This is a genomic window from Fictibacillus sp. b24, assembly GCF_030348825.1.
Lineage (GTDB): Bacteria > Bacillota > Bacilli > Bacillales > Fictibacillaceae > Fictibacillus.
The window spans coordinates 478,631-500,901 of record NZ_JAUCES010000005.1; the positions used below are offsets into that span (position 1 = coordinate 478,631).

Genomic DNA, 22,271 nt, shown 5'->3' on the forward strand with positions numbered 1-22,271 from the left:
TTATATATTTTAAAAAGAACTATGTAGAATGGAGAGGAGTTGTAAAAGTGTTAGAAGGCTACAAAGACCGTTTTTATGTGCTGATTATGGCAATGGGTGATTCCATACTTGTTTTTACAAGTTTTTTGTTGGCTAACTTGCTGTATGGTTTTTTGGATTATGGAATATTACTTCCATCCAATACCTTTGTCTTATCCATCTCGTTCGCTTCAATCGGACTCTTTTTCTTTTTCGATTGTTATTCTTTCGTGAAAAGAAAACGGATCAAATCCATTCTTATTAATTCTGTTTTAGCTTTATCACTTTTAAATGTATCGCAGCTCTTTGTAAACAGTCTAGGGTTCATTCTGTTTACTTTTATGATCCAAGTCGTGTTAATCAGCTTATTTCGTTTTGGGTTATGGTACAGATCACAATGGAACATGGGGCAAAAAAAGGTTTGGGTCATTTCGGACGACCCTGATGAAACAAATACAATAATTGATAAAGTACTGAACCACACAAACGGATGGTTCGAATTATCAGGTTTTGTTTTATCGAAAGATTTTAAGAAACTATATGCATACAAAAGTGACCTGGATGTTATTTTAATATGTGCCTCCGTGAAAGACCACCATAAAAAAGAAATCATCGACTATTTCTCTTCTGCCAAGAAAGAGATCTTGTTTATTCCGGACTTAACGGACCTTTTAGTAGCAACAAGCGAGCCTCAGCAGGTGCATGACATGATGGTCTATTCCATCCAGCCGTCTACCTTATCAAGGGGAGATCATACGCTAAAACGGTTATTCGATATCGTCATCTCTTCATGCCTCTTAGTTGTAAGCAGTCCGATCATGCTGCTGCTGTATGTCATCATCCCGTTGACCTCAAAAGGTCCCGCGTTATTCCTGCAAGAGCGAATCGGCTTAAATGGTAAGTCCTATTTCGTTTATAAATTTAGAAGCATGGAGGAAAATGCGGAGGAGGAAACGGGCCCTATCCTTGCGAGGGATAATGATCCACGTGTCACAACACTTGGCAAGTGGATAAGAGCAACACGTTTAGATGAATTGCCGCAGCTCTTTAACGTTCTGCAAGGGGAGATGAGTATCGTCGGACCCCGGCCAGAGCGTGATTACTTCATTCAGCAATTTAAGGATAAAATCCCTCAGTATAAACAACGGTTTTCCGTAAAACCTGGAATTACAGGACTTGCTCAAGTGTTAGGAAACTATACCACTTCTGTAGAAGACAAGCTTCGTTATGACCTTATGTATATTCGTCAATACTCTCTGGTATTGGATGTGAAAATTCTTTTGCAGACGTTACGAGTCATCCTTCAAAGAGATCAGGCGAAAGGAGTCCGTATATCTTCGTTTGCGCCTCCTAAAGAATTAACCGTACCTTCGTTAAAGATAAACAAACAACGCAAAGTGTAACTTAACAGCTAAAAGGGGTACATAAGGGGGGGAAGTGTTATTGATAATTTAAGGTTGGGAGAGCATATAAAAAGTTTACGTTTGAATAAAGGATTAAGTATAACAACCCTTTCTGCATTAGCGGGAATATCGAAAGGGCACTTGAGTAATATAGAGAACAATGAATGCAATCCATCTATTCATATCTTAAATAAACTAGCTCAAGCATTAGAAATAAAAGTAGAAATTCTGATCAATAACCCTGAAGATAAGCTAGACCCTGAATGGACAGAGTTAATCCTTCAAGCGAAGAACGAAGGCATCAGTAAAGAAGAAGTACGATCGTTCTTGGCTTATGAGTCTTGGAAGCAATACTTAAAGAGAGATGTCTACACGAAGTGAGTGGAGGATGTTGAGCAAAAAGACCATATGCTCTAACTCATAAAACAAGCTCAGCCCAAAGCTTTATAAGCATAGGGTTGGGCTTGTTTTATGTATAGGGTCTTCTCTAGATGATTGTGTAGAAGTTTTCGACTACCTTTTTTGATTATTGGAGAGGGTGGGCGAGACTCCTGCAGGATGATTGGTAATGTGAGACTATTCAGTGACGCAAAGCGGCGAACGGGCTTTCCGCACATCCTGCGGAAACCGAGTCTTTTAGCGGGAAATAACATTACATACGAAACAGGACATATTATACACCTTAAAATTCCAAGTATTCTCCAACTTTTAAGTTGGATCTCTCTATCGTGTTAACCGGCAATTCAAGAACGGAATAGGCATTTTTAACAGGACGTATAAACTTCCAAGGCTGAAGGTTGCTTACCAGTTTTACAATTTGTTTATTTTGATCGAGAAAAATGACATCAATGGGAAAGAACATAAAACACATATGAATGGAATTACAGGGTCTGATCCAAAGAGCTTCGTTATCAAGTAGGGTTTTTTTAAACATTAGGCCTTTTAGACGTGAAAAAAAAGTATTAGCTTCATGAACAGAATAAGATATCTTTCGATAAAAATACTGTTCTTTAAAATGAACCATTCAGGTCAACCCCTTTATAAATACTGATGATTAAAGTATAAACTATAATGCTGTTGTTCTCTATAGTGAATTTTGTCGAAAGATTATCCCGATTTTTTAACAAATAATGGTTTACAAAATAGATATTAAGAACTATGATAATAGTACAAGTTGTTCATTATAAAGAACTAAAATGCCTTGATTTTAACTTTATATTGAACGCTAACAAAAATGATAAGAGAATATAGGGAGGAAATAACATGTTAAACAAAATGAAGAATCTAATGGTGCAAGAAGAAGGACAAGGGTTAGCGGAGTATGGATTATTATTGGCTGGTGTAGTAGTTGTTGTAGGAGCAGCAATTGTATTACTTCAAAATGAAATTACTACATTATTTACAGGCCTACTTCCATAAAAAATTTCTTCACTAAACTGAGCCCTACGCCAAAAGTAGGGCTCCTTATTTTAAAACAGATTTGAGGTTTTAATATGACGATCTATTTAATCCTTAGTACTGTATTACTTATTTCATTCGTAACTGACATTAAAGAAAGAAAGATATTAAACATCGTTACGTTTCCTGCTATTCTTTTCGGCTTAATCTACCATTCTATATTAAATGGCATGAGTGGCATCGCATATAGTGGTCTTGGTTTTCTTTTAGGTTTTGGCCTGCTTTTAGTTCCGTTTTTATTAGGAGGTATGGGAGCGGGTGATGTAAAGTTGATGGCTGCGATCGGAGCATTAACCGGAATGAACTTTACCCTTCAAGCTTTTGTTTTTATTGCACTGATTGGCGGAGGGATATCTATCCTTCTCATAATTAAACAAAAAGGACTAATTAACTCCGTTAGATCCAGCATATATATGATTCCTTTTTTAAGAAGTAACATCGGATCCAATATCATAAAAAAAAACAATTACTCTAGCATTTCATTCCCCTATGGTGTCGCAATTGTTTTAGGCACGATCAGCGCAATTGTTTGGGGAGGAGGGCTTTCATGAAAAATGAAAAAGGTCAGTCGTTAGTCGAATTCGCATTAGTCGTTCCAGTTCTCTTCTTCCTCTTGCTTGGCATCGTAGACTTCGGAAGAATATTCCACGCTTACCTTACGCTCGATCATGCTGGGAGAGAAGCAGCAAGGTCTGCGAGTATTGGAAACTCTAATCCCGTTTCTGTAGCCGTATCGAAAGGTTCCGGAATTAACCTAAGTTCCAGTCAGGTATCCTTTTCCAAAGCTAATGGAGAAGCAAAAATTACTATAGTGTATCCCATCGGCTTTCTCACTCCGGTTATCAGCAACGTTATAGGCCCCATCACGTTAACAAATACAACGGTAATGAGGATTGAATGATGAATAGATTCATACAAAATGAGAAAGGAAATGTCCTTGTACTAGTCGCTTTGATGATGGTGTTTTTACTTGGAATAGCTGCGCTTGTAACAGATGGCGGAAGGGTTTACTTAGAGAAAAGTTCACTCCAAAAAGCTCTAGACGCTGCCGTGCTTGGCGGGGGACAGGTTGTCATGAAAAGCGAGGCACACGCGGTAACAGTTGCCAAGGATATATCACTAAAAAACTCGTATTCACTTGAAGGAACGTCAATTTCAACAACGAGTAACTCTATTAAAGTTACAAAAGAAGTGACGGTACCTACCGTACTTGCAAAAGTGATAGGGATCAATAGTATACCTGTAAAAGCAAGTGCTAAAGCAATGACTGCACCTTTAAAAAAAGGAATTCGTATTACCCCGATTGCTATAGAAAAAAGCCAAATTCCACATGCAACTGAATTGAAATGTGAAAATACAGGTAGTCATAACGGGAATTGCGGATATCTGGCACTAGAGGGAAGTGGTGCAAATACTCTAGCAGATGGCATATTAAATGGTTCAGAAGTAAGTGTAGGATCAGGGCAACCTGTAGTTACTGAACCTGGGCAGAAATGGGGTCCTGTAAAAAGTGCTTTTGAGGAATTAATAGAACGTGATGCAAGCAAGACTCATTGCCATAGTTCGAACACAGCTGACAACAAATGTGAAAGAGTAATCTATGTCATAGTAATTGACTCTTGGGCTGATGCGCAGGGAAGAGACACGGTTACAGTTGTAGGATTAGCTGCATATTGGGTTAAGGAAGTGAGTGAACCGAAAAAAGTGATCGGACAATTTATTAAAACACTAGCCCCAGGTGAAATGGATACAGCTGGTGGAACTGGTTATGGTTTATACGGTGTGAAGTTGGTTGAATAATATCTTATTTATTTTTCTTTTTACAGGAGGATCGTATGAAGACAAAACGGATTTGGATTTGGTCATTGGTGTTTGGAATGGTAGCAGCGCTGGTTGCTTATGTAGGTGTGTTTTCAGATAAATCACAAGCAACAAACTCAGCACCTATTATTAAAGCGGATTCATCGCCAAAAGAGAAAAAGGAAGAAAAAAAGGAACCTGAAAAACGGGACATGAAAAACCAGATCCTCAAGGTTAGTGATGGGAAAAGGGCGATTTCATTAAAAGTCCTGCTTGAACAGGGTGTTTCAGGGTATGTTGAACCAAACTCACATGTGGACATTATCGCTTATGAAACTCATAAGGATGTAAAAGCTAAAAAAGAATACCGTTCATCTGTTTTAGTTATGCAAAATGTTAGAGTACTTACATCTGGAAAGTCAGTGGATGGACCTGAGGAAGCCCTTCGCTATGAGACGGTAACTGTTGAAGTTACACCTGATGAGGGATTGAAGTTAAGCTTAGCTGCCCTTGATAAGGATGGGTTCTATCTAATGCTGCGTAACGATAGTGATAAAGCAATTAAAGGAGAACCACTCAAGCATATGAGAGAAATCATTAAGGAAGGAGCCGATGATAATGAAAAAAATTAATTGGTGCTATTTTTCGGATACGAATGCCCCTGCAAATCTAGTAGAAGAGCTGCTTCAAAAAAGACAATCTGCTCTAGTCAGTTTTAATCGATCAGAAGATCTTTACAGTTATTTGAAAATGAATGATAGTATCGTTCTTTTCATGAAGACAAATGTTATTTACAACATCTATGAACTGTGCCAAGAGATTTCGATTAAATTTCCATATGTTTATATCGTTTTAATGCCGCCTGACACCATGATAAATATTAAAAAAGCCATGCATGCAGGTGCTTCAAACATGATTACTCAGCCTCAGAGCATAGACGAAATACAGGACGTTATCGTACAAGCAGAAAAATATATGACCTACAGAATGAATCAAGAAAACTACTCGTCTTATTTAATAGAACAAAATAGCAGAGTCATATCTGTTTCAAGTACAAAAGGTGGCATCGGTCGTACAGCAGTATCTGTAAACCTTGCCGCAGCCTTTGTGAAGAACGGAAAACGAACAGCCATCTTGGATGCGAACCTCCAGTTTGGTGATGTGGCAATGTACTATGACATCAAACCCAAACAGACCATTTACGAATGGGTAAAAGAAGGATATGAGCGAAATTACTTTTCCCTGGATAAATATATGGTGAAACACGTGTGTGGAGCTTCTATACTTGCAGCTCCATTACGTCCGGAGTTTTTTGAGATGATCTCGGATGAACATATCAAACGGGCAATTGATGAACTAAAACTTTCCTTTGACATTGTCATTATCGATACCCCCTCTTACTTATGTGAAATTCTTCTTGCATGCTTAGAAAAATCTGATGATGTCTTGCTGCTAACTACAAATGAACTGCCAACATTAAGAAGAACGAAGCTGCTATTGGACACATTCCAGTCTTTTCAGTTGAATGCAGATATTAAAATTATCAATCGAGAAATGCCAAAGAAAAGAATGGATACTAAAAAGATCGAGCAAGTTCTGGAACAGCCTATTTTTGCAGGGATTTCTCATCAAGAAAACATAGCGGTTTCCTCCATAAATGAGGGAATACCGTATGTGCTTTCGCAATCCAAAACACCTATTGCCAAGTCAATCTTTTCGCTAGTAAACCAGCTTTCTGGATCTGACAGTAACCCAGTAAATACGGGAAGCAAGAAGTACTTACTGATTAATAGATAGTGTAAAGACAGGAGGGATTCAAGATGTCTATTTTTAATCGTTCGTTAGAAAAAGATACAACGTTCTTAAAAAGACAAGCTTCCTACCATACTCCTGTTATAAAAACAGCTGAGTATGAAGAGATAGAGTCAAAGATTCATACGTATTTACTAGACGAATTAAAGAAAATTCCTATACAAAGTGAAGAACAAGAAAGGACAAAAATAAGAGAACTAGGTGAACAATTCTTAAATAATGAGGGCGACCGTTTAACATTTGAAGAAAAAGAAGAGATTTTATCAATGGTTCAGTATGAATTGTTGGCATATGGTCCTATTACCCCACTGTTGGAGAATCCAACAATATCAGAGATTATGGTGAACGGAGCAGACCAAATTTATTATGAGCAGGACGGCAGACTTAACAAAAGCCACATTTCATTTCGAGATAACCAGCATGTTAGCCGTGTACTTGAGAAGATTGTTTCTCCTATGGGTCGGCGTGTGGATGAAAGTTCACCAATGGTAGATGCTAGACTACCAGATGGATCCCGTGTGAATGCTATTATTCCTCCCCTTGCTTTAAAAGGACCGACGCTCACGATTCGTAAGTTCTCTGAAACACCTTTTCACATTCATGACCTTATACAGTTTGGCACGTTAAGTGAAGAAATGGCTGAGTTTTTAGATGTATGTGTAAAGGCCAGACTAAATATTTTTATTAGCGGAGGTACCGGTTCTGGTAAAACGTCTTCTCTAAACGTGTTGTCCTCTTTTATTCCGAATGATGAACGCATTGTAACGATTGAGGATGCTGCTGAACTAAAACTTTCTCAAGATCATCTTGTTTCACTGGAATCTCGCCCTTCTAATATTGAAGGGAAAGGAGAAATTACGATTAGAGATCTTGTCCGTAACGCTCTGCGTATGCGTCCAGATCGAATCGTAGTTGGTGAGGTACGTGGAGCGGAGGCTTTGGATATGCTGCAAGCGATGAATACCGGTCATGATGGCAGCATAAGTTCAGGTCATGCCAACTCACCTCGCGATATGCTGGCCAGACTTGAAACAATGGTGTTAATGGCGGGATTTGACTTGCCTGTCCGTGCTATCCGCGAGCAAATCTCCAATGCGATAGACTTGATTGTTCAACAGTCCCGATTAAAAGATGGCTCTAGAAAGATTACGCATATTACAGAAGTACTAGGGATGGAAGGAGACACCATCATTCTGCAAGACTTATTTGTTTTTAAAGAAACAGGCATCAGTCGAGAAGGGAAAACAGAAGGAAAATTTGTATCAACAGGAATAAGACCAAAGTTCATTGAGCAGCTAGAACTTAATGGATTTGAAGTATCACATGCCTGGTTTGATGGAGAGTGGTAGCATGGAAAAGCTGTATATACCGATTCTAGTCTTTTTTATCGCTTCCATTTGGTTTTATCTTTTAACTACGGCCATCTTAAAACGAAAGACCGTTGAAAGAAGAATGGAAGACTATATTCCGCACACTGCAGCAGCAAGTGATTTTGCTGTTGATAGTAACATTCCGATAAAAAAGCAAAGTGCGATAAGACGATCTATTTCTTCTATCGCTAAACTTTTTCGGGGACTTCATAGTGAAAAAGCAGAAACGAAACTGCTTCAAGCGGGAGTATCATTAAAGTTTGAAGAATTTCTAGTACTAAAGATTATGAGTGCATTAACAGCTGCAGCTTTATCTTATATATTACATTTTGAATGGTTCGTTACGGCTCTTTTCTTTTTAACAGGACTTCAGTTGCCGAATGTATATATTTCAAACAAACGAAAAAAACGACTTAGCCAGGTCCCCGATCAACTAATTGATTCACTTGCTATGATATCGAATTCATTACGGGCTGGATTTAGTTTTCTTCAAGCCATGCAGTTGGCAGGAAAAGAAATGCCGGACCCCATTGGGCATGAATTTGATCGGTGCGTTCGTGAAATCGGTTTAGGGATTCCGATTGAACAAGTGTTTAAAGAATTAACGCTGCGTCTGCCAAACAAGGAACTAGAGGTAACGCTGAACGCTATTGTTGCACAAAGAAAAAGTGGCGGGAACTTAGTTGAATTAATGGAAACGATGGAAGATACGATTAGGGGAAGAGTAAGAATTCTAGCAGAGCTTAAGACGCTTACTGCGCAAGGCAGAATGTCTGCATGGGTAATCACCCTATTGCCTGTAGGGATGGGTCTTTATCTTCATATGGTGAGTCCGGATTATTTTGGCCCAATGCTGGATCAACCATTGGGGAAAGTCCTATTATTCTGTGGTGCTTTCTTTACCATTCTCGGATGGTTTTTAATACAAAGAATCGTAAAGATTGAGGTGTAGAAAATGCTAAATGTTTTCTTTATTTTATTTGCGGCAACGTTTTTTACATTATTGTCCGTAGCGACACTCTCCTCAGTTTTTCGCAGACAGATTGCTTTTGATGAAAGGGTTCAATCTTACTTCAGTATTGAGACAAATAGTACTTCGGGAAGTTTAAAGACTGAGAAAAAAGAAAAAAGAGAGTTGCAGCTTCTTCAAAGAATGTGGAAAAACGGAGTTAACTATCTGAATAAAAAACTATCCTCTAAAGAGAAGAAGAAATTAGACTATCTGCTTCGGGACGCGGGTCTTGGTTTCAAACTATCAGCAGTTGAATTTCGTTTAATTCAACTGCTCATCAGTTCGGGTTGCAGTCTTCTAGTGTTGTTCTTTATTCTGCCTTTGACGGATAACAAGGCAATGGGCTGGTTATTAGGTCTGATGATCGGATTCTTAGGCTTCAGGTACCCCATGTTTTATTTAGCGAAAAAGAGAACCATTCGTGTGAATCAGATTGATAAAAACATGCCTGATTTTTTTGATACGGTAACACTACTCATCAAGGCGGGTGTTAGTTTGGACGCTGCGATTAAAACCGTTTGTCAAAAAAGTAATGGACCCTTAGCAGAAGAATTCATGGTCACGTTAGAGGAAATGAAACGCGGGAAATCGAAGAGAGAAGCTTTTTACGAACTTCGCAGAAGAGTTCCATCCGATTCGCTGCAAAGTGTTCTTACCGCTCTAATTCAAGCCGATCAGCTAGGAGTCGGAATGGCAAAAGTGCTTACGACCTTAACGGTTCGAGTAAGAGAACAAAGACGAGAAAAGGCGAGAGAAATGGCAATGAAAGCTCCCATCAAAATGCTGTTTCCTATGGTGTTCTTCATTTTCCCCTCACTGTTTATCGTTATTTTAGGCCCTATGGTGGTAAAACTGATTACAGAAGGTCTTAGATAAGAAAAGCTGACTCAAAAGGTACATAAACTGACCTTTTGTTGTCAGCTTTTTAATTTTGATAACGTTTTGTGGATCAGGAATAATCATTTCTAAGATGCTTTTGAGTGTGGTGTGCGTGATGCGAAGACACATTGTGTGAAAGAGACACTTTGTGGAGTGAAAAGCGAGCTATCCTGCGCGAACGTTTAATAAATATAAGAACCTGTACCGTCAAACAATCCTTAAAAAAGAAGATCATCCATTCAATTTGATATGAACAAATAGTCATTCCGGTTAAACGCTTTGCCGTTAACTACGACCAGTTTTTCATTAAAGTCATCAATATAGCCAGAGTCTACGGTTTTCTTTTCTTTTATGCAAACTACTTCTACTTTCACCAGCAGATATCGGTGATTATGGAAATCAAAATCATAAGTAAGAGAACTACCGCTTGGAATGATGAACATGTACCGCTCTCCTTTAGTATCAATTTACATTAATCATATTATGGAAAATATTAACTGTAAACAAAATTTTAATTTTAGATATTCTAAAATTTCACTTTGCCTTTATTGTCCAAAAGAGCTTCTACTTTAAGGTAAAAGTTCTCCAATAAAGTGGTCGTTCCTTTTCTTCAGTGTAGCGGACTATCGTTAAAGTCTAGTTTTATTTTCGGTCTTGTCGGATGCGTTCTTCTATAAATACAACCTAAGGAATGTCCAACGGCCTATTGTTACATATGTGTTAAAAATTGGAAGTTAAATAGGTGTTTAGTTCTATTTAAAGAACAAATCCTCATACATATAAAACGCTTACATTTTTAACCCAAAAGGAGATGGTTGGATGGAATTACAAAAAGCAGCACCACAAAGCAATGGTATGGCGGTTTCCTCCTTAGTACTCGGTATTGTTGGAATTGTTTTAGGACTTGTACCTTTTTTAGGATGGTTTATGTTACCGGCTTGGATCTTAGCCATCATTTTTGGAGCAGTCGGCGTGAAAAAAGGTCAAAGTAAAGGCATGAGTTACACAGGACTAATATTAGGGCTTGGCGCATTCGTTTATAAGTTTGGTTTTTGGTTCCTAGTTATTATAGGGGCTAGTTAAGTAAATTTAACTACTATATGGATTAAAAAAGCAAAAGAGAGCTTCTTTTTTGCTTTTTTATATGTACTTCATTGAGAGCTAACATAAGAATAGATTCTTAGTGTAAGAAGGGTGGAGTTTTCTATTTTGAAAAAAATGAGCTTATTATTTTTAGTCATCAGTTTAGCACTTTTCGGCTGCTCTGAAGAGAAAACACAAGAAAAGAAGCCTAGGCTAGAAAAAAAGGAAGATAAAAAAGAGGATGCAGAACAGACGGTTGTGGAAGTTGAAGATGAACCAGAAGAGGTAGTGCCGGAACGTGTTGCCGTCATACCTAGTATTCAACTGACAAAAAGAGAGTACGTTTTATTTGAAGACTGACCGAACAAAATCACTTACCTTGGTGAAGGAAAGGACGATACTGGCGTCTTTTTGTTTGCGCTCAAGCTTGAAGGTGATCTTCGTTATACGACAGAACCAAACTTGTTCTTTAGGTTTATTTTTGAAGATGGCACGGATGAATATATCAACCTAAATAGAAAAACAGAGCACCGTATGGACGGTGAATCAGACATTGCTTTTTATATAGGAAACGATGAGACAATGGGGATGAAAACCCTAAAGCGTATTGACTATGGGTTCAATGAAGATGAATTTTCGGATAAATTAGGGGAAGAAGGAAAGAAAACAATAATGGTTGAAGACACAGAAGAAATAATGGATATACCTGCTGTTTATGCATTAGAAAACGATTACCACACCCCGAATCTTACACATGAAGATGATGAAAAAACAATAACACTAAATGATATTTCCTATAATGACAGTGAAATGACCGTGACCGTCAACGGTACAATCAATTTTAAACAAGACAGTGATAAAGCGTTACGAATAGCTCTATACCGACCCCACTATCATGAACTGGCAAAAGGAGACGGAAACTCTTTAGAGGGGGAATACTTCTCAGGGATTCCTGTTAACTTTTCTATCCCGTTTACATTAGAAAACAGAGTAGGTGATAATGATGGTGCGAACCTTTATTTCACGATAGATAATGCTTTATTTGCAATAGACATGAGGACAGGAGAAGAATCCCAAGAACCGCTACCTCTATTAAGCCGGACGGGTCAAGATGATGAAGAGTATATGGATACAGTCCCGTTAAACGGGGTAAAAACGAATGAAGATAAAACGGTGTATAAACTTTTATCCCTTGGTCAGCCGTATTGGAACTGGGGGATAGGACATGATGAAATGGCTACGTACGAATTTGTGCTTGGAGGAAAGTATAAAAAACTGACATTTACCCTTGCTGAAGGTAAAGACACGAAAGTAAGCACAGGTGCATATGACTTTTATATATTTGGAGACGACTTTGAAAATATTCCTGATACTGATAAATTTCAAGGGAAACCTTTATTTCATAAAAAGCTAAAAGGCACTGATCAGCCGGAAATATACACAGTAGATGTAACAGGGGTTCAAACGCTTACCATTCAATATGACACGAATAACATTTCAGAAATGATGGGCTCAGATGAAGGTAAACAACTTGATGTGTTATTGGTGAATCCTATAGTTGAGAAATAAAAACTCACAGTTACACCCTTTAAATGAAAAGTCATTGACTAGGAAGATACGTTCCCCTTCAACTAAAAAACTATTGGTTGTTGGAACAATTTCAGTAATCCATAACTGACATCAAAACTCTAACTTTGATGTCAGTTTCTTTTTTTTAATCCTTAATACAACCGAAGTATTAATCCCTTTTCATCAAATATGGGACACATGTTCAATATTTAAATACAAAGTAAAAATAATGTCGTTTTTTGGTAGCTAAATATGGTATAATACAGCAGATTGTTTTATGTATTTTACTATTTTAGGAAAAAGTGTACGGTTTGCTATACACAGAATAGGTGTGTTTCTTTAATGAAAAAAGTACTGATTATCACACAAAACTTCTATCCCGAGATTGGCAGTGCCGCTAATCGCATAACGAATATTTACAAAGAGTTAAAAGGTAAGGGATATGACATCACCATACTCACTACAGAACCAAGCTACCCAAACCGCAATTTATATAAAAATACTGATTTTTGGAATGATCAAGGTCAGATGAATGATGTTGTTAGAATTCATACAAATACACGCAAATATACGAGCAGTATCTTCAATCGACTGCTTCTTTATCTTGAGGTTGCGTTAAAGTTCATCTTTAAAATCAAGAAGATGGATACGAAATATGATTTTGTGTTTGTATCTACCCCGCCTATATTCGTTGGATTAGCAGGGCTGTTTGCTAAACATAAATTCAGTTCTAAACTGATTTTAGATGTAAGGGATCTATGGCCCGAATCCTTGCTCGGTGTTGGTGTTTTCACAAACAATTTGATACTAAAAATGGCATTCGCACTAGAAAAGTTTCTATATAAAAAAGCAGATCACATCATCGTGAACAGCGAAGGATTTGTATCGTACATTGCAGCTAAAGGAATAAACAAAAAACGTATACAGTTTATGCCGAATTCTTTAACGGAAAAAGAACTCAACACATCTCTTCTGCAATCTGCCAATGATAAGGTTGAAGTTATATATACAGGGAATATCGGCTTAGCGCAAGATATCAGCAAGCTGATTGAAGTCGCCGAACTGTTAAAATCTCATACATATATTCGGTTCAAAGTAATCGGTTATGGCTATAAGAGATCAGAACTAAAACAAGTGATAGAAGAGAAGGATTTGCAGAATATCGTATTCCTTGATGCACTTAATAGAAAGAACGCGCTTAAAGAAGTAGCTTCAGCTCATATCGCGTATGTCAGTCTTGTTGAAGAGACTGTCTTTAAGAAAGTGTTGCCTGGTAAGATTATTGACTACATGTCGATGGGGAAACCGATTGTTGGAGATGTTTCGGGGTATGCGCAAGAGGTTATTGAAAAAGCACGTTGCGGTTTGACTTCAGAGGAAAGATCCGTTGAACTCCTCGCCCAGCAGATCGTGGAACTTGCTAATGATGCAGCGCTGCGGGAAGAGTACGGGCGAAACGGTCATCGCTTTGCTTTTGAAAATTTACGATGGAAAAAGAATATAAACGTACTTATAAATATGTTGGAGGAAAGAAATGAGTCAGAAAGTATGCATGTTCGTATGGAACCACTTCACAAATGATGCACGTGTGCTTCGAGAATGTACAGCATTATCTGAAGCGGGTTATGAAGTCGATCTAATCGCTATACATGATTGGAAGCAGCCAAACATGGCGAAACGTGAAAAGAGAAATGAGAAGTTTAATCTGATTCGAGTAAACAACCGTTTAAAGATTTTAGGTGTGGCAAACCGAGTGAAAAGAATCGCCATGCGTAATATCGTTACAAAAGCAGCATCCGTTTTGTTTGCAGCTTTAGCTCTATGGCAAGCCCCTATCATTACGTTAATTCTATTAGCGCTATTCAGTATGCTGATTGTTAAGAAAATAAGACAAAATCTATCAAGAAGCTACATTGCTTCTCAAATGATTTATCATGGTTTAAAACGGAATTATTCTATTTATCATTCCAATGACCTAAACACACTTCCACAAGGTGTTCTCTGTTCTAAGATTTTGACATTTAAAAGGAAGAAACTAATCTACGATTCACATGAGATTCAAACAAGTCGGACAGGTTATAACAGCAAATGGTACGGAATCGCTGAAAATTTTTATCTGAAATTTGTTGATGTAACGATTCATGAAAACCATACCCGTGCTGCTTATCACGAAAAACTGTATGGAACGTATCCGGAGGTTCTTCATAATTATCCGTTCGTGCAAAGACCTGAACTGAACGATAGTGTGAACATGCATGAACTTTTAAATTTACCAAAAGACGAACCAATCCTTCTCTACCAAGGCGGTATTCAAATCGGGCGAGGCCTTGAGAAGATTGTAGAAGCTGTTCCAATGTTCAAGCGAGGAACAATGGTATTCATTGGGGATGGTAAACAAAAGCCTTCCCTCCAAAAGCGAGTTAAAGAGTTAGGTCTAGAAGATAAGATAAGATTCATAGATAAGATTCCCGTTGAACAGCTGTTGCATTACACGCGAAATGCTTACTTAGGTTTCCAAGTACTGAACAACATTTGCTACAACCATTATTCAGCGTCATCGAACAAACTGTTTGAATATATGATGTGTGGAATTCCAGTAGTTGCGTGCAGTTTTCCTGAGATCAAGAAAGTAGTCGAAGGAAACCATACGGGGATATGTATTGACTCTCATTCTCCAGAATCTATTGCAGAAGGCGTGAACTTCTTGTTAGACAATCCTGATGTTCACCAGCAGATGAAAGAAAACTGTTTTACGGCTAGACATAAATATAATTGGGATGTTGAGAAAGAAAACTTCTTAAAAATATATAGAACTGTTTCATAATCTTTTTTTATAAACAATTGGAGGCATTTTATGAAGAAGCCATTAGATAAAGTGACAGATGCATATTTTAATGAACTAGGAGATTCATTTGGGGAAAGAATTAGGAATCGAATCCATTGGATCTGTGAACATGCAAAAGGAGAGCAGATTCTAGATGTTGGATGCTCTCAGGGCATTACTTCCATTATCTTAGGACGTGAAGGAAAGCGTGTCCTTGGAATGGATTTGCTTCAAGAATCAATTGATTATGCAAACAATATGTTGAAAGATGAGGAAGAAATCACTAAAAAGTATGTTCAGTTTGTTTCAGCAAATTTTATGGATTATGACTTCAGTGATAAGAAATTTGATTGTATCATCATGGGAGAAGTTCTTGAGCATATTACAGATCCTCAACGTTTTGTTAAAAAGGCTTCACAGCTATTAAGTGAAAACGGAAAAATCATCATTACGGTACCATTTGGAATAAATGACTACTTCGATCACAAAAAAACATATTATCTTTTAGATCTTTTCAGGTTATTAGATAAGGGTATTGAGATTGAAGAAATTAATTTTCTCGGTAAATGGGTTGGTCTCGTACTTAGTAATACATTAGAACAAGGTATTAAAATTGATGAAGTTTTACTTCATAGACTTGAAGATGCTTTCTATTCGATGGAAAGACAATATGTTAAAGATATAGCTTCAAAGAACAATTCTATAAAAAAGCTTAAAGAAAAACATAACGAAGAAACAAAGAATTTTAAAGCGAAAATCAGTCAAAAAGACCGATCGATTGCCGATTATGAGAAACAAATCTATGAATTGAATGAAAAAGTTTCAATGTTAAATGATCAATTGATTGAATCAGGGCTGGAACGAAAAAACAGTGAAACACTTTCTAAGGCAATTATTGATCAAAAAGATGAAGTTATTTCTGAACAAGATATACAAATTTCAAAGTTAAAAGCAGAAGTTAATTCTTTTAAGAAAAAGTTAGAATCCTATGTAACCCCTAAAGTACAACCCGATACAGAAAAAGAAATGAAAAAACTTAGAAAACTCTTTGAAGAAACTAAACTTGATGTAATTAAAGTAAGAAAAGAAAAGGTTAGCATTCAAGAGAAATTACTAAATTCCTACAACAAAGAAGAAAAGTTACTTAACACTTATAAAAAACTGTTAAAAACAAATAAACAATTAGAAAAAAGATACAGTGCATTACGTTCATCCAAATTAGGGAAATTTACAGTATCATATTGGCAATGGCGACGTAAAAAGAAACTTGGAGGAAAGTAATTTGGACTTAAATTCGATAGAGCAAAGATTACAGACACTAAAAAAGATACAAGACAGCTTGAATGATGATATAGCTTTAGAGAATAAACAAATTGAAAAAGATAAAGAAGTATTAAGAAAGATCAAAAAAGGGATTTCCGTAAACAAACTAGACCTAACACCGGTAATAAAAGAAACGGTTGTTAAGAAAAAGATAACTGCAAAACATAGTGATACCAATGAAGTTTTAGATGGTGAAGAACGCTTGGAATATTTAAAATACCGAGATCAACATGCTGACAGACAGTTCTTTAAGAAAGTAAAAGGCATGCTTGACCAAATACCAGAAAGCAATGGGAGTAAATACTATCCTAAATCCAACGTAAATATCGGCATTATCGCAGATGAGTTTTTGTTTAATTCTTTTGATGGGACAGCTAACTTTACCTATATTACAAGAGAGAACTATAAGCAACATGGGGACAAGCTAGATGTCTTTCTAATCGTTTCTGCTTGGAAAGGTTTGAATATGGAATGGAAGGGCCTAGGCAACCCGAAAATCCGTAAGCATAGAGAAGATCTATTCAAAATTGTTGATTTTTACCGTGAAAAAGATATTAAAATTGTCTTTTATTCTAAGGAAGATCCAGTTAACTATGATGTGTTTAAAGAGCTGCCAACAAAATGTGATTATATTTTCACTACAGCAGCAGAAAAAGTAGATGACTATAAAAAACATTGTAAAAATGACAAGGTTGAAGTTTTAAGTTTTGGTGTTAATCCTTTGTATCATAACCCTGTTGGGATGAAGAAGTTTCAAAAGAGAAAAGAGGTACTCTTTGCAGGTTCATGGTATAACAAATACCCTCATAGACATGTAGATACTAGAATTTTATTTGATGGTGTCATTGAATCTGGCCTTGATTTAAAGATTATTGACCGTAATTTTGATTTGAAACTGGCACAATACTTTTTCCCTAAAGAGTATGCAAAATATACTTCACCTGCTGTTGAACATGCATACTTGCAAAAGCTCCACAAACTCTATGACTGGGGAATTAACCTTAACACCGTTAAAGACAGTTCCACTATGTTTGCCAATCGGGTTTATGAGCTTCAAGCACTTGGTAATATCTTAATTTCAAATTATAGCAAGGCTGTAAACGATATATTTCCGAATGTATTCATGGTTCATGATAAAAACGAAGTAAAAGAGATTATTAACGGTTTTTCTGATGAAGAAGTTTACAAACATCAGATATATGGAGTAAGAAGAGTGATGTCTCGTGAAACAACACATCACCGTTTAGAACAGCTACTAAAAGCAATTGGAACTCCTTTTGAACAAGTTAAAAGAAAAGTTGCGGTTGTTGTTAAAGAGACTAACGATAAGATTCAGAAAATGTTTGATGCTCAAACATATTCAGATAAAGAATTGGTTTTAGAGAGCAGTCTAAATGAAGAAGGTAAAAAACAATTCGATATGATCGCATTCTTTGATGAGGATAAGGAATATGGTGAGTTTTACTTAGAAGACATGATTAATGGCTTTAAGTACACGAATTCCGATTATATTACAAAAGAAGCTTATTATAATGGTGACGAGCTGCAAACAGGCATAGAGCATGATTATGTTACAACAATGCAGGATAAATACAGAACTGTATTCTGGAGTGAATCATTCTCAGTTGATGAACTTAAGAAGCTGAAAGGTTCTGTAGACTTAGCAAATGGATACAGTATTGACCACTTTGAATTTAATAACAAGAGAAAAACAGTTAAGAAGGAAACGATTGATTATAAATTATCCGTTATTGTTCCTACTTATAATAATGGTGAGCATCTTTTAAACAAATGTTTTAACAGCTTAAAACGCAGCTCGCTTTTCAATGACATGGAGATTATCATAGTTGATGACGGATCATCAGATGAAATAACCCTGAAGATTATTAATCATATTGCAACTGAAAATCCAAATGTGAAAACATACTTTTATGAAAAAGGTGGCAGCGGAAGTGCTTCACGACCTCGTAATAAAGGGTTTGAACTTACAACGGCACCTTACGTAACGTATTTAGATCCAGATAATGAAGCTATCAATGACGGTTATTACAGAATGTATGAAGAAATACAGGGTACAGATTATGACTTCATCGTAGGAAATATGGTGAGGGTTGCAGATAATAACATGCACTTCAACTATTTCAAAACTGTGATTCAATACAACAATAAACAAGATGTTTTAGAAGGAAACATGAAGGAATATTTGGCTAAGACTCAATTCAAAGCCATGAGTATTCAAGCTTTAATCTTAAAACGAGAATTAATTGCTGACCATTCCTTACAAATGGTAGAGGGTGCAGTTGGACAAGATACTCTGTTCTTCCAGGAGTTGTTGCTTCATTCTGAGAAAGTAAAGGCAATTGATCTTGATATACATGTCTATTATGCAGCTGTATCAGGTTCTGCCGTAAACAGCATATCTAAAAGGTTTTTTGAAAAGTACTTAATCCTAGAGAAAGCTAGATACAAAGCATATAAAGAGTATGGGATTTTAGAGGATTACTTGGATAAACGTTTTGAATACTACTTTAAGAATTGGTACCTAGAAAAGTTAAAGAAAGTACAAAAAGATGACGTTTTAGAATCTGTTAGGTTACTGTTTGAAATCTTTAACATATATAAGTCAAAGGCTGTATTAGCGGAACCGGAAATTGTTAGGTTTAGTGAGTTAGTGAAGAATAAGGATTACGAAACAACTATTAAGGAATTTGTAAGATAAGCAGATGAGGATATAAGTTTAACTTATATCCTCTTTTAAAAACTATAGAGGTGAGTATCTTATGATTATTAAGGACAAGGTTTTTAATGGTGAAGTAAAAGTAAATTATCTTTTTAAAAGATCAGCAACTCAAAACAATAAACTAGTAATTGTTTTTTCGGCATTTCCTACCAAAAATTCAAAACCTAGATACAATTACATGAATACAATAGAAGGTTTAGATACAAATAAATTATTTATTCTAGATGATTTTGGGTGTCGAGCAAGTTATTATCTTTGTGAAAATAGAGATTATAAGATTGAGAGGTCAGTAAAAGCCTTAATCGATTACATAGTAGATCAGTATAAAATAGATCATATTATTTCAGCAGGGTCTAGTAAAGGCGGATATGCAGCTTTATACTATGGAATTAAGTATGGTTTTAATGAAGTTATTGCGGCTTCACCTCAGTATTTTGTGGGTGATTATGTAAATAAGTTTGCTACTGAGGTAGCTGCATTTATGGCAGGTGGTACTAAAGAAGAGGATGTTAAATACCTTAATGATATCCTCCCAAATACAATAATTAATACACCTCACAGTCCTACTATCTTTATACATGTTGGGAGTGGCGAGAGTCATTATAAATTGCATGTTAAACCGATGGTTGAATTGCTAAAACAAAAAGGTATAAAGTGTAATTTAGATTTAGGAGATTATAGTAAACATAGTGATGTGTCATTGTATTATCCTGAGTATTTACGTAGAAATGTATGTTCAAGTCTAGATTTACCTTTTATTAATAAGCTCCAGTTTAACCAACAGGAATGCAAATTGGGACATCAGGTAACTTTTACTATAGATAAGTTTAAAGGAACAAATAGTTTTGCTTGGTATGTCTATAAAGACAAAGACGCCATTCATAAGCAAATGTATAAAGAAGATAATAGTTTTAATTACGAATTTAAGGAAAAAGGCAATTACAAAGTCAAAGTGTTTGCAATCAATCCTAAAAAAGTTAAAACGACAATAACTACAAAAAATATTGAAATTAAATAAATGAAAGCAGCGGAATTTACGATTCCGCTGCTTTCATTTATTTAAACGATAGAAAAGTCACCTACCCAAATTCTAGAAGCTTCCACCCATGATCTAGTTGATGTAGCTTGATGATGCAGTATTTTTATATATGGAGGTTCATTTGGGCTGAAGTCTTTAATAGTTAGTCTTATCTCTCTTTTCCCAAACAAATCTAAAAGATCTGACTCCCCAAGAAAATTAGATGTAACAGTAATTTTATCTCTTCCTTTAGGATTATTGTAAAATAACTGCGTTGTAAAACATAAGATGTCGTCATCATTAAAACCAGATAAGTTAAAAGTCAGTGTGTATGAATCGTTCGATTGTATATCTTGATTCTGAAACTTATAAACTACCCCTTGATTGTCATAGGTACGTGTAAGTTGATCTGACTGTGATGTAGAAGGAGTAATGATGTTTTGGAATAATTGTTTATTTATTTGAGCTAGTCGCTCTTTTTGTTTATCTGCTTCAATATACTTCGTTTTCAAATTTTCAGTAGAATTAATGTCCCAGTAGTTTAAAACGGGCCACAAATCTTCAATGAGATCATTAAATAATTTATTTTCATTTCGTTCTTCTATTGGATAAGAAAGCATTAAATCTAATATTTGACGAGAATTTAATAGAAGCATGGTATTAAAGGCGATATCCGACTCTCCGACCACACCGCTATGCCATTGTATTAAGCGATAGGAAACAAAAAGTAATTCCAATGGATTATAATTATACCAGTTTGTTAATTGAGCATGATTCAATAGGTGATCTAAATGCTCTATATTTTGCTGCTCATCCTCTATAAGTGTCCACTTTTGAACATTTTTAGCTATTAATTGAGTATTCCATTCTTTTATTTTTAATGTGCTATTTTGAAAGATGTACTTACCAACGTTAAATAATGCTGTAGACCTTATGTGTAGATAATCCTTTTTACCATATAAGTTGTAATAATCATTAGCTAAATTTAAACCGTGGTTCGAAAGTACATTATGTTTTATGGTTTTAATAACCTCAGGGTCTACACATTCATCTGTAGAGATTTCAAAGAATCTATGCTTTAAATTAAGATTATCTACAATAGAAGTAACAATTTTCTTGTCATTAAGAAATGTTTTCTTTGCGTAATCACTAGCATTGCTCGTATCTTTCATATAAGTGAAAGTTTCTAGGTCTCTAATTATAGGTTTTAAAATGGCTAATGAAGTTCTGCTGTCACCGCCGCCTGTTAACGATAGAATGGGAGTATAGTGGGAGCGCCTAACCCATTTAACGGTTTCGCTAAGATATTGTTTTAATTCTGTTTTTATCTCTTCTTTTGATTTCGAAGGAAAATCCTTAGTAGGATAATACCTTTCGAGTGTTCTTGTATTGACTTCGTACGTCATATTGGGTATTAACTTTTCAATGGACTTATAACGAGTGTGATAAGAAAAACTGATTTCGGAAGGTTTAAAATAAACCTGCTCTACATTTGTATCTCCAACAACTTCAGATACTAGAGAATCATGAGAGGCGACAACATCATAGTGAGAATGATAACAGACCGACCGTAATCCACTTACGTCATGAAAAAGGTTTAGTTTTCCATTTTGACTTAATATAATTAAAAATCTGCCACTTAAGTAACTGATTTCATCAAGAAATAATTCATTGCTCTGCTCCAGAGAACGTTTTAATTTATCTATAATAGAGTCTTCCTTAAGATTTCCGTTTCTAATGTCAAAAAAGTAACCGAGAATTGCAATATGTACTGCGTTAGAGCTTGAAGATACAAACTCATTTTTAGGTGAAAAATATAAGGTCCATTCCCCTGGTAAGCTGAACTCTCTCCAATTATAACGATTTTCAAAGTGTTTTCTGGTTAATAAGAAACCAAATGGATATTTTATTTCATCTTTCATGAATCTGACCTCCAATGATCATATAACAAATTGATGGTAG

22 protein-coding genes are annotated in these 22,271 nt (G+C 36.0%); 19 read left to right on the plus strand and 3 right to left on the minus strand.

What is annotated here, in order from left to right; genetic code table 11:
• Window positions 1–47: 47 nt before the first annotated feature.
• Together QUF49_RS02560 and QUF49_RS02565 are read left to right on the plus strand one after the other, a co-directional pair.
• The gene (locus QUF49_RS02560; RefSeq protein WP_289494180.1) at window positions 48–1,421 is read left to right on the plus strand and encodes a sugar transferase; all 1,374 of its coding nucleotides are present in this window, start codon (window positions 48–50) and stop codon (window positions 1,419–1,421) included.
• A 54-nt stretch (window positions 1,422–1,475) separates the two neighbouring features.
• Complete coding sequence (locus QUF49_RS02565) at window positions 1,476–1,802, plus strand: helix-turn-helix domain-containing protein (RefSeq protein WP_289494181.1); 327 nt, start codon at window positions 1,476–1,478, stop codon at window positions 1,800–1,802.
• 301 nt (window positions 1,803–2,103) lie between these two features.
• Here QUF49_RS02565 and QUF49_RS02570 read toward each other — a convergent pair whose 3' ends face one another.
• Window positions 2,104–2,445: a DUF192 domain-containing protein gene (locus QUF49_RS02570; protein ID WP_289494182.1), complete on the minus strand. Its 342-nt coding sequence runs from the start codon at window positions 2,443–2,445 to the stop codon at window positions 2,104–2,106.
• Window positions 2,446–2,684: 239 nt separating this feature from the next.
• On the opposite strand from QUF49_RS02570, the gene QUF49_RS02575 reads away from it, so the two are divergent.
• The 9 genes from QUF49_RS02575 (at window position 2,685) to QUF49_RS02615 (ending at window position 9,749) form a co-directional block, all read left to right on the plus strand.
• A complete protein-coding gene (locus QUF49_RS02575; protein WP_289494183.1) occupies window positions 2,685–2,840 on the plus strand; it encodes a Flp family type IVb pilin in 156 nt (51 codons plus the stop codon).
• A 74-nt stretch (window positions 2,841–2,914) separates the two neighbouring features.
• On the plus strand, window positions 2,915–3,430 hold the full coding sequence (locus QUF49_RS02580) for an A24 family peptidase (protein WP_289494184.1): 516 nt from the start codon (window positions 2,915–2,917) through the stop codon (window positions 3,428–3,430).
• Entirely contained in the window at window positions 3,427–3,780 is a 354-nt protein-coding gene (locus QUF49_RS02585; RefSeq protein WP_289494185.1) for a TadE/TadG family type IV pilus assembly protein, read from the plus strand. The genes QUF49_RS02580 and QUF49_RS02585 overlap by 4 nt, the downstream gene beginning before the upstream one ends.
• Complete coding sequence (locus tag QUF49_RS02590) at window positions 3,777–4,679, plus strand: pilus assembly protein TadG-related protein (RefSeq protein ID WP_289494186.1); 903 nt, start codon at window positions 3,777–3,779, stop codon at window positions 4,677–4,679. Before QUF49_RS02585 ends, QUF49_RS02590 begins: the two co-directional genes overlap by 4 nt.
• Before the next feature lie 35 nt (window positions 4,680–4,714).
• Window positions 4,715–5,311 carry an RcpC/CpaB family pilus assembly protein gene (locus tag QUF49_RS02595; protein WP_289494187.1) on the plus strand — a complete coding sequence of 199 codons (597 nt, stop codon included), beginning with the start codon at window positions 4,715–4,717 and terminating at the stop codon, window positions 5,309–5,311.
• Window positions 5,298–6,476 (plus strand): AAA family ATPase, encoded by a 1,179-nt coding sequence (locus tag QUF49_RS02600; protein WP_289494188.1) that lies wholly within the window; start codon window positions 5,298–5,300, stop codon window positions 6,474–6,476. Before QUF49_RS02595 ends, QUF49_RS02600 begins: the two co-directional genes overlap by 14 nt.
• Before the next feature lie 23 nt (window positions 6,477–6,499).
• A complete protein-coding gene (locus tag QUF49_RS02605) occupies window positions 6,500–7,840 on the plus strand; it encodes a CpaF family protein (RefSeq protein ID WP_289494189.1) in 1,341 nt (446 codons plus the stop codon).
• 1 nt (window position 7,841) lies between these two features.
• Window positions 7,842–8,813 (plus strand): type II secretion system F family protein, encoded by a 972-nt coding sequence (locus QUF49_RS02610; RefSeq protein WP_289494190.1) that lies wholly within the window; start codon window positions 7,842–7,844, stop codon window positions 8,811–8,813.
• A gap of 3 nt (window positions 8,814–8,816) precedes the next feature.
• Window positions 8,817–9,749: a type II secretion system F family protein gene (locus QUF49_RS02615; RefSeq protein ID WP_289494191.1), complete on the plus strand. Its 933-nt coding sequence runs from the start codon at window positions 8,817–8,819 to the stop codon at window positions 9,747–9,749.
• Window positions 9,750–9,991: 242 nt separating this feature from the next.
• Here QUF49_RS02615 and QUF49_RS02620 read toward each other — a convergent pair whose 3' ends face one another.
• Window positions 9,992–10,195 carry a hypothetical protein gene (locus QUF49_RS02620; protein WP_289494192.1) on the minus strand — a complete coding sequence of 68 codons (204 nt, stop codon included), beginning with the start codon at window positions 10,193–10,195 and terminating at the stop codon, window positions 9,992–9,994.
• A 376-nt stretch (window positions 10,196–10,571) separates the two neighbouring features.
• Between QUF49_RS02620 and QUF49_RS02625 the strand changes: the two genes are divergently transcribed.
• The 8 genes from QUF49_RS02625 (at window position 10,572) to QUF49_RS02660 (ending at window position 20,309) form a co-directional block, all read left to right on the plus strand.
• Window positions 10,572–10,835 carry a hypothetical protein gene (locus QUF49_RS02625; RefSeq protein WP_289494193.1) on the plus strand — a complete coding sequence of 88 codons (264 nt, stop codon included), beginning with the start codon at window positions 10,572–10,574 and terminating at the stop codon, window positions 10,833–10,835.
• Window positions 10,836–10,970: 135 nt separating this feature from the next.
• The gene (locus QUF49_RS02630; protein WP_289494194.1) at window positions 10,971–11,195 is read left to right on the plus strand and encodes a hypothetical protein; all 225 of its coding nucleotides are present in this window, start codon (window positions 10,971–10,973) and stop codon (window positions 11,193–11,195) included.
• A 51-nt stretch (window positions 11,196–11,246) separates the two neighbouring features.
• Window positions 11,247–12,404 carry an NPCBM/NEW2 domain-containing protein gene (locus tag QUF49_RS02635; protein WP_289494195.1) on the plus strand — a complete coding sequence of 386 codons (1,158 nt, stop codon included), beginning with the start codon at window positions 11,247–11,249 and terminating at the stop codon, window positions 12,402–12,404.
• A gap of 342 nt (window positions 12,405–12,746) precedes the next feature.
• Window positions 12,747–13,985 carry a glycosyltransferase family 4 protein gene (locus QUF49_RS02640; protein ID WP_289494196.1) on the plus strand — a complete coding sequence of 413 codons (1,239 nt, stop codon included), beginning with the start codon at window positions 12,747–12,749 and terminating at the stop codon, window positions 13,983–13,985.
• The gene (locus tag QUF49_RS02645) at window positions 13,939–15,228 is read left to right on the plus strand and encodes a glycosyltransferase (protein WP_289494197.1); all 1,290 of its coding nucleotides are present in this window, start codon (window positions 13,939–13,941) and stop codon (window positions 15,226–15,228) included. The genes QUF49_RS02640 and QUF49_RS02645 overlap by 47 nt, the downstream gene beginning before the upstream one ends.
• 30 nt (window positions 15,229–15,258) lie before the next feature.
• Window positions 15,259–16,509, plus strand: a complete 1,251-nt coding sequence (locus tag QUF49_RS02650; protein ID WP_289494198.1) for a methyltransferase domain-containing protein — start codon at window positions 15,259–15,261, stop codon at window positions 16,507–16,509.
• Between the two features lies 1 nt (window position 16,510).
• Complete coding sequence (locus QUF49_RS02655; protein WP_289494199.1) at window positions 16,511–19,270, plus strand: glycosyltransferase; 2,760 nt, start codon at window positions 16,511–16,513, stop codon at window positions 19,268–19,270.
• A 61-nt stretch (window positions 19,271–19,331) separates the two neighbouring features.
• A complete protein-coding gene (locus QUF49_RS02660; RefSeq protein WP_289494200.1) occupies window positions 19,332–20,309 on the plus strand; it encodes a Two component regulator three Y domain-containing protein in 978 nt (325 codons plus the stop codon).
• A gap of 41 nt (window positions 20,310–20,350) precedes the next feature.
• Here QUF49_RS02660 and QUF49_RS02665 read toward each other — a convergent pair whose 3' ends face one another.
• Window positions 20,351–22,231: a hypothetical protein gene (locus tag QUF49_RS02665; protein ID WP_289494201.1), complete on the minus strand. Its 1,881-nt coding sequence runs from the start codon at window positions 22,229–22,231 to the stop codon at window positions 20,351–20,353.
• Window positions 22,232–22,271 lie beyond the last annotated feature (40 nt).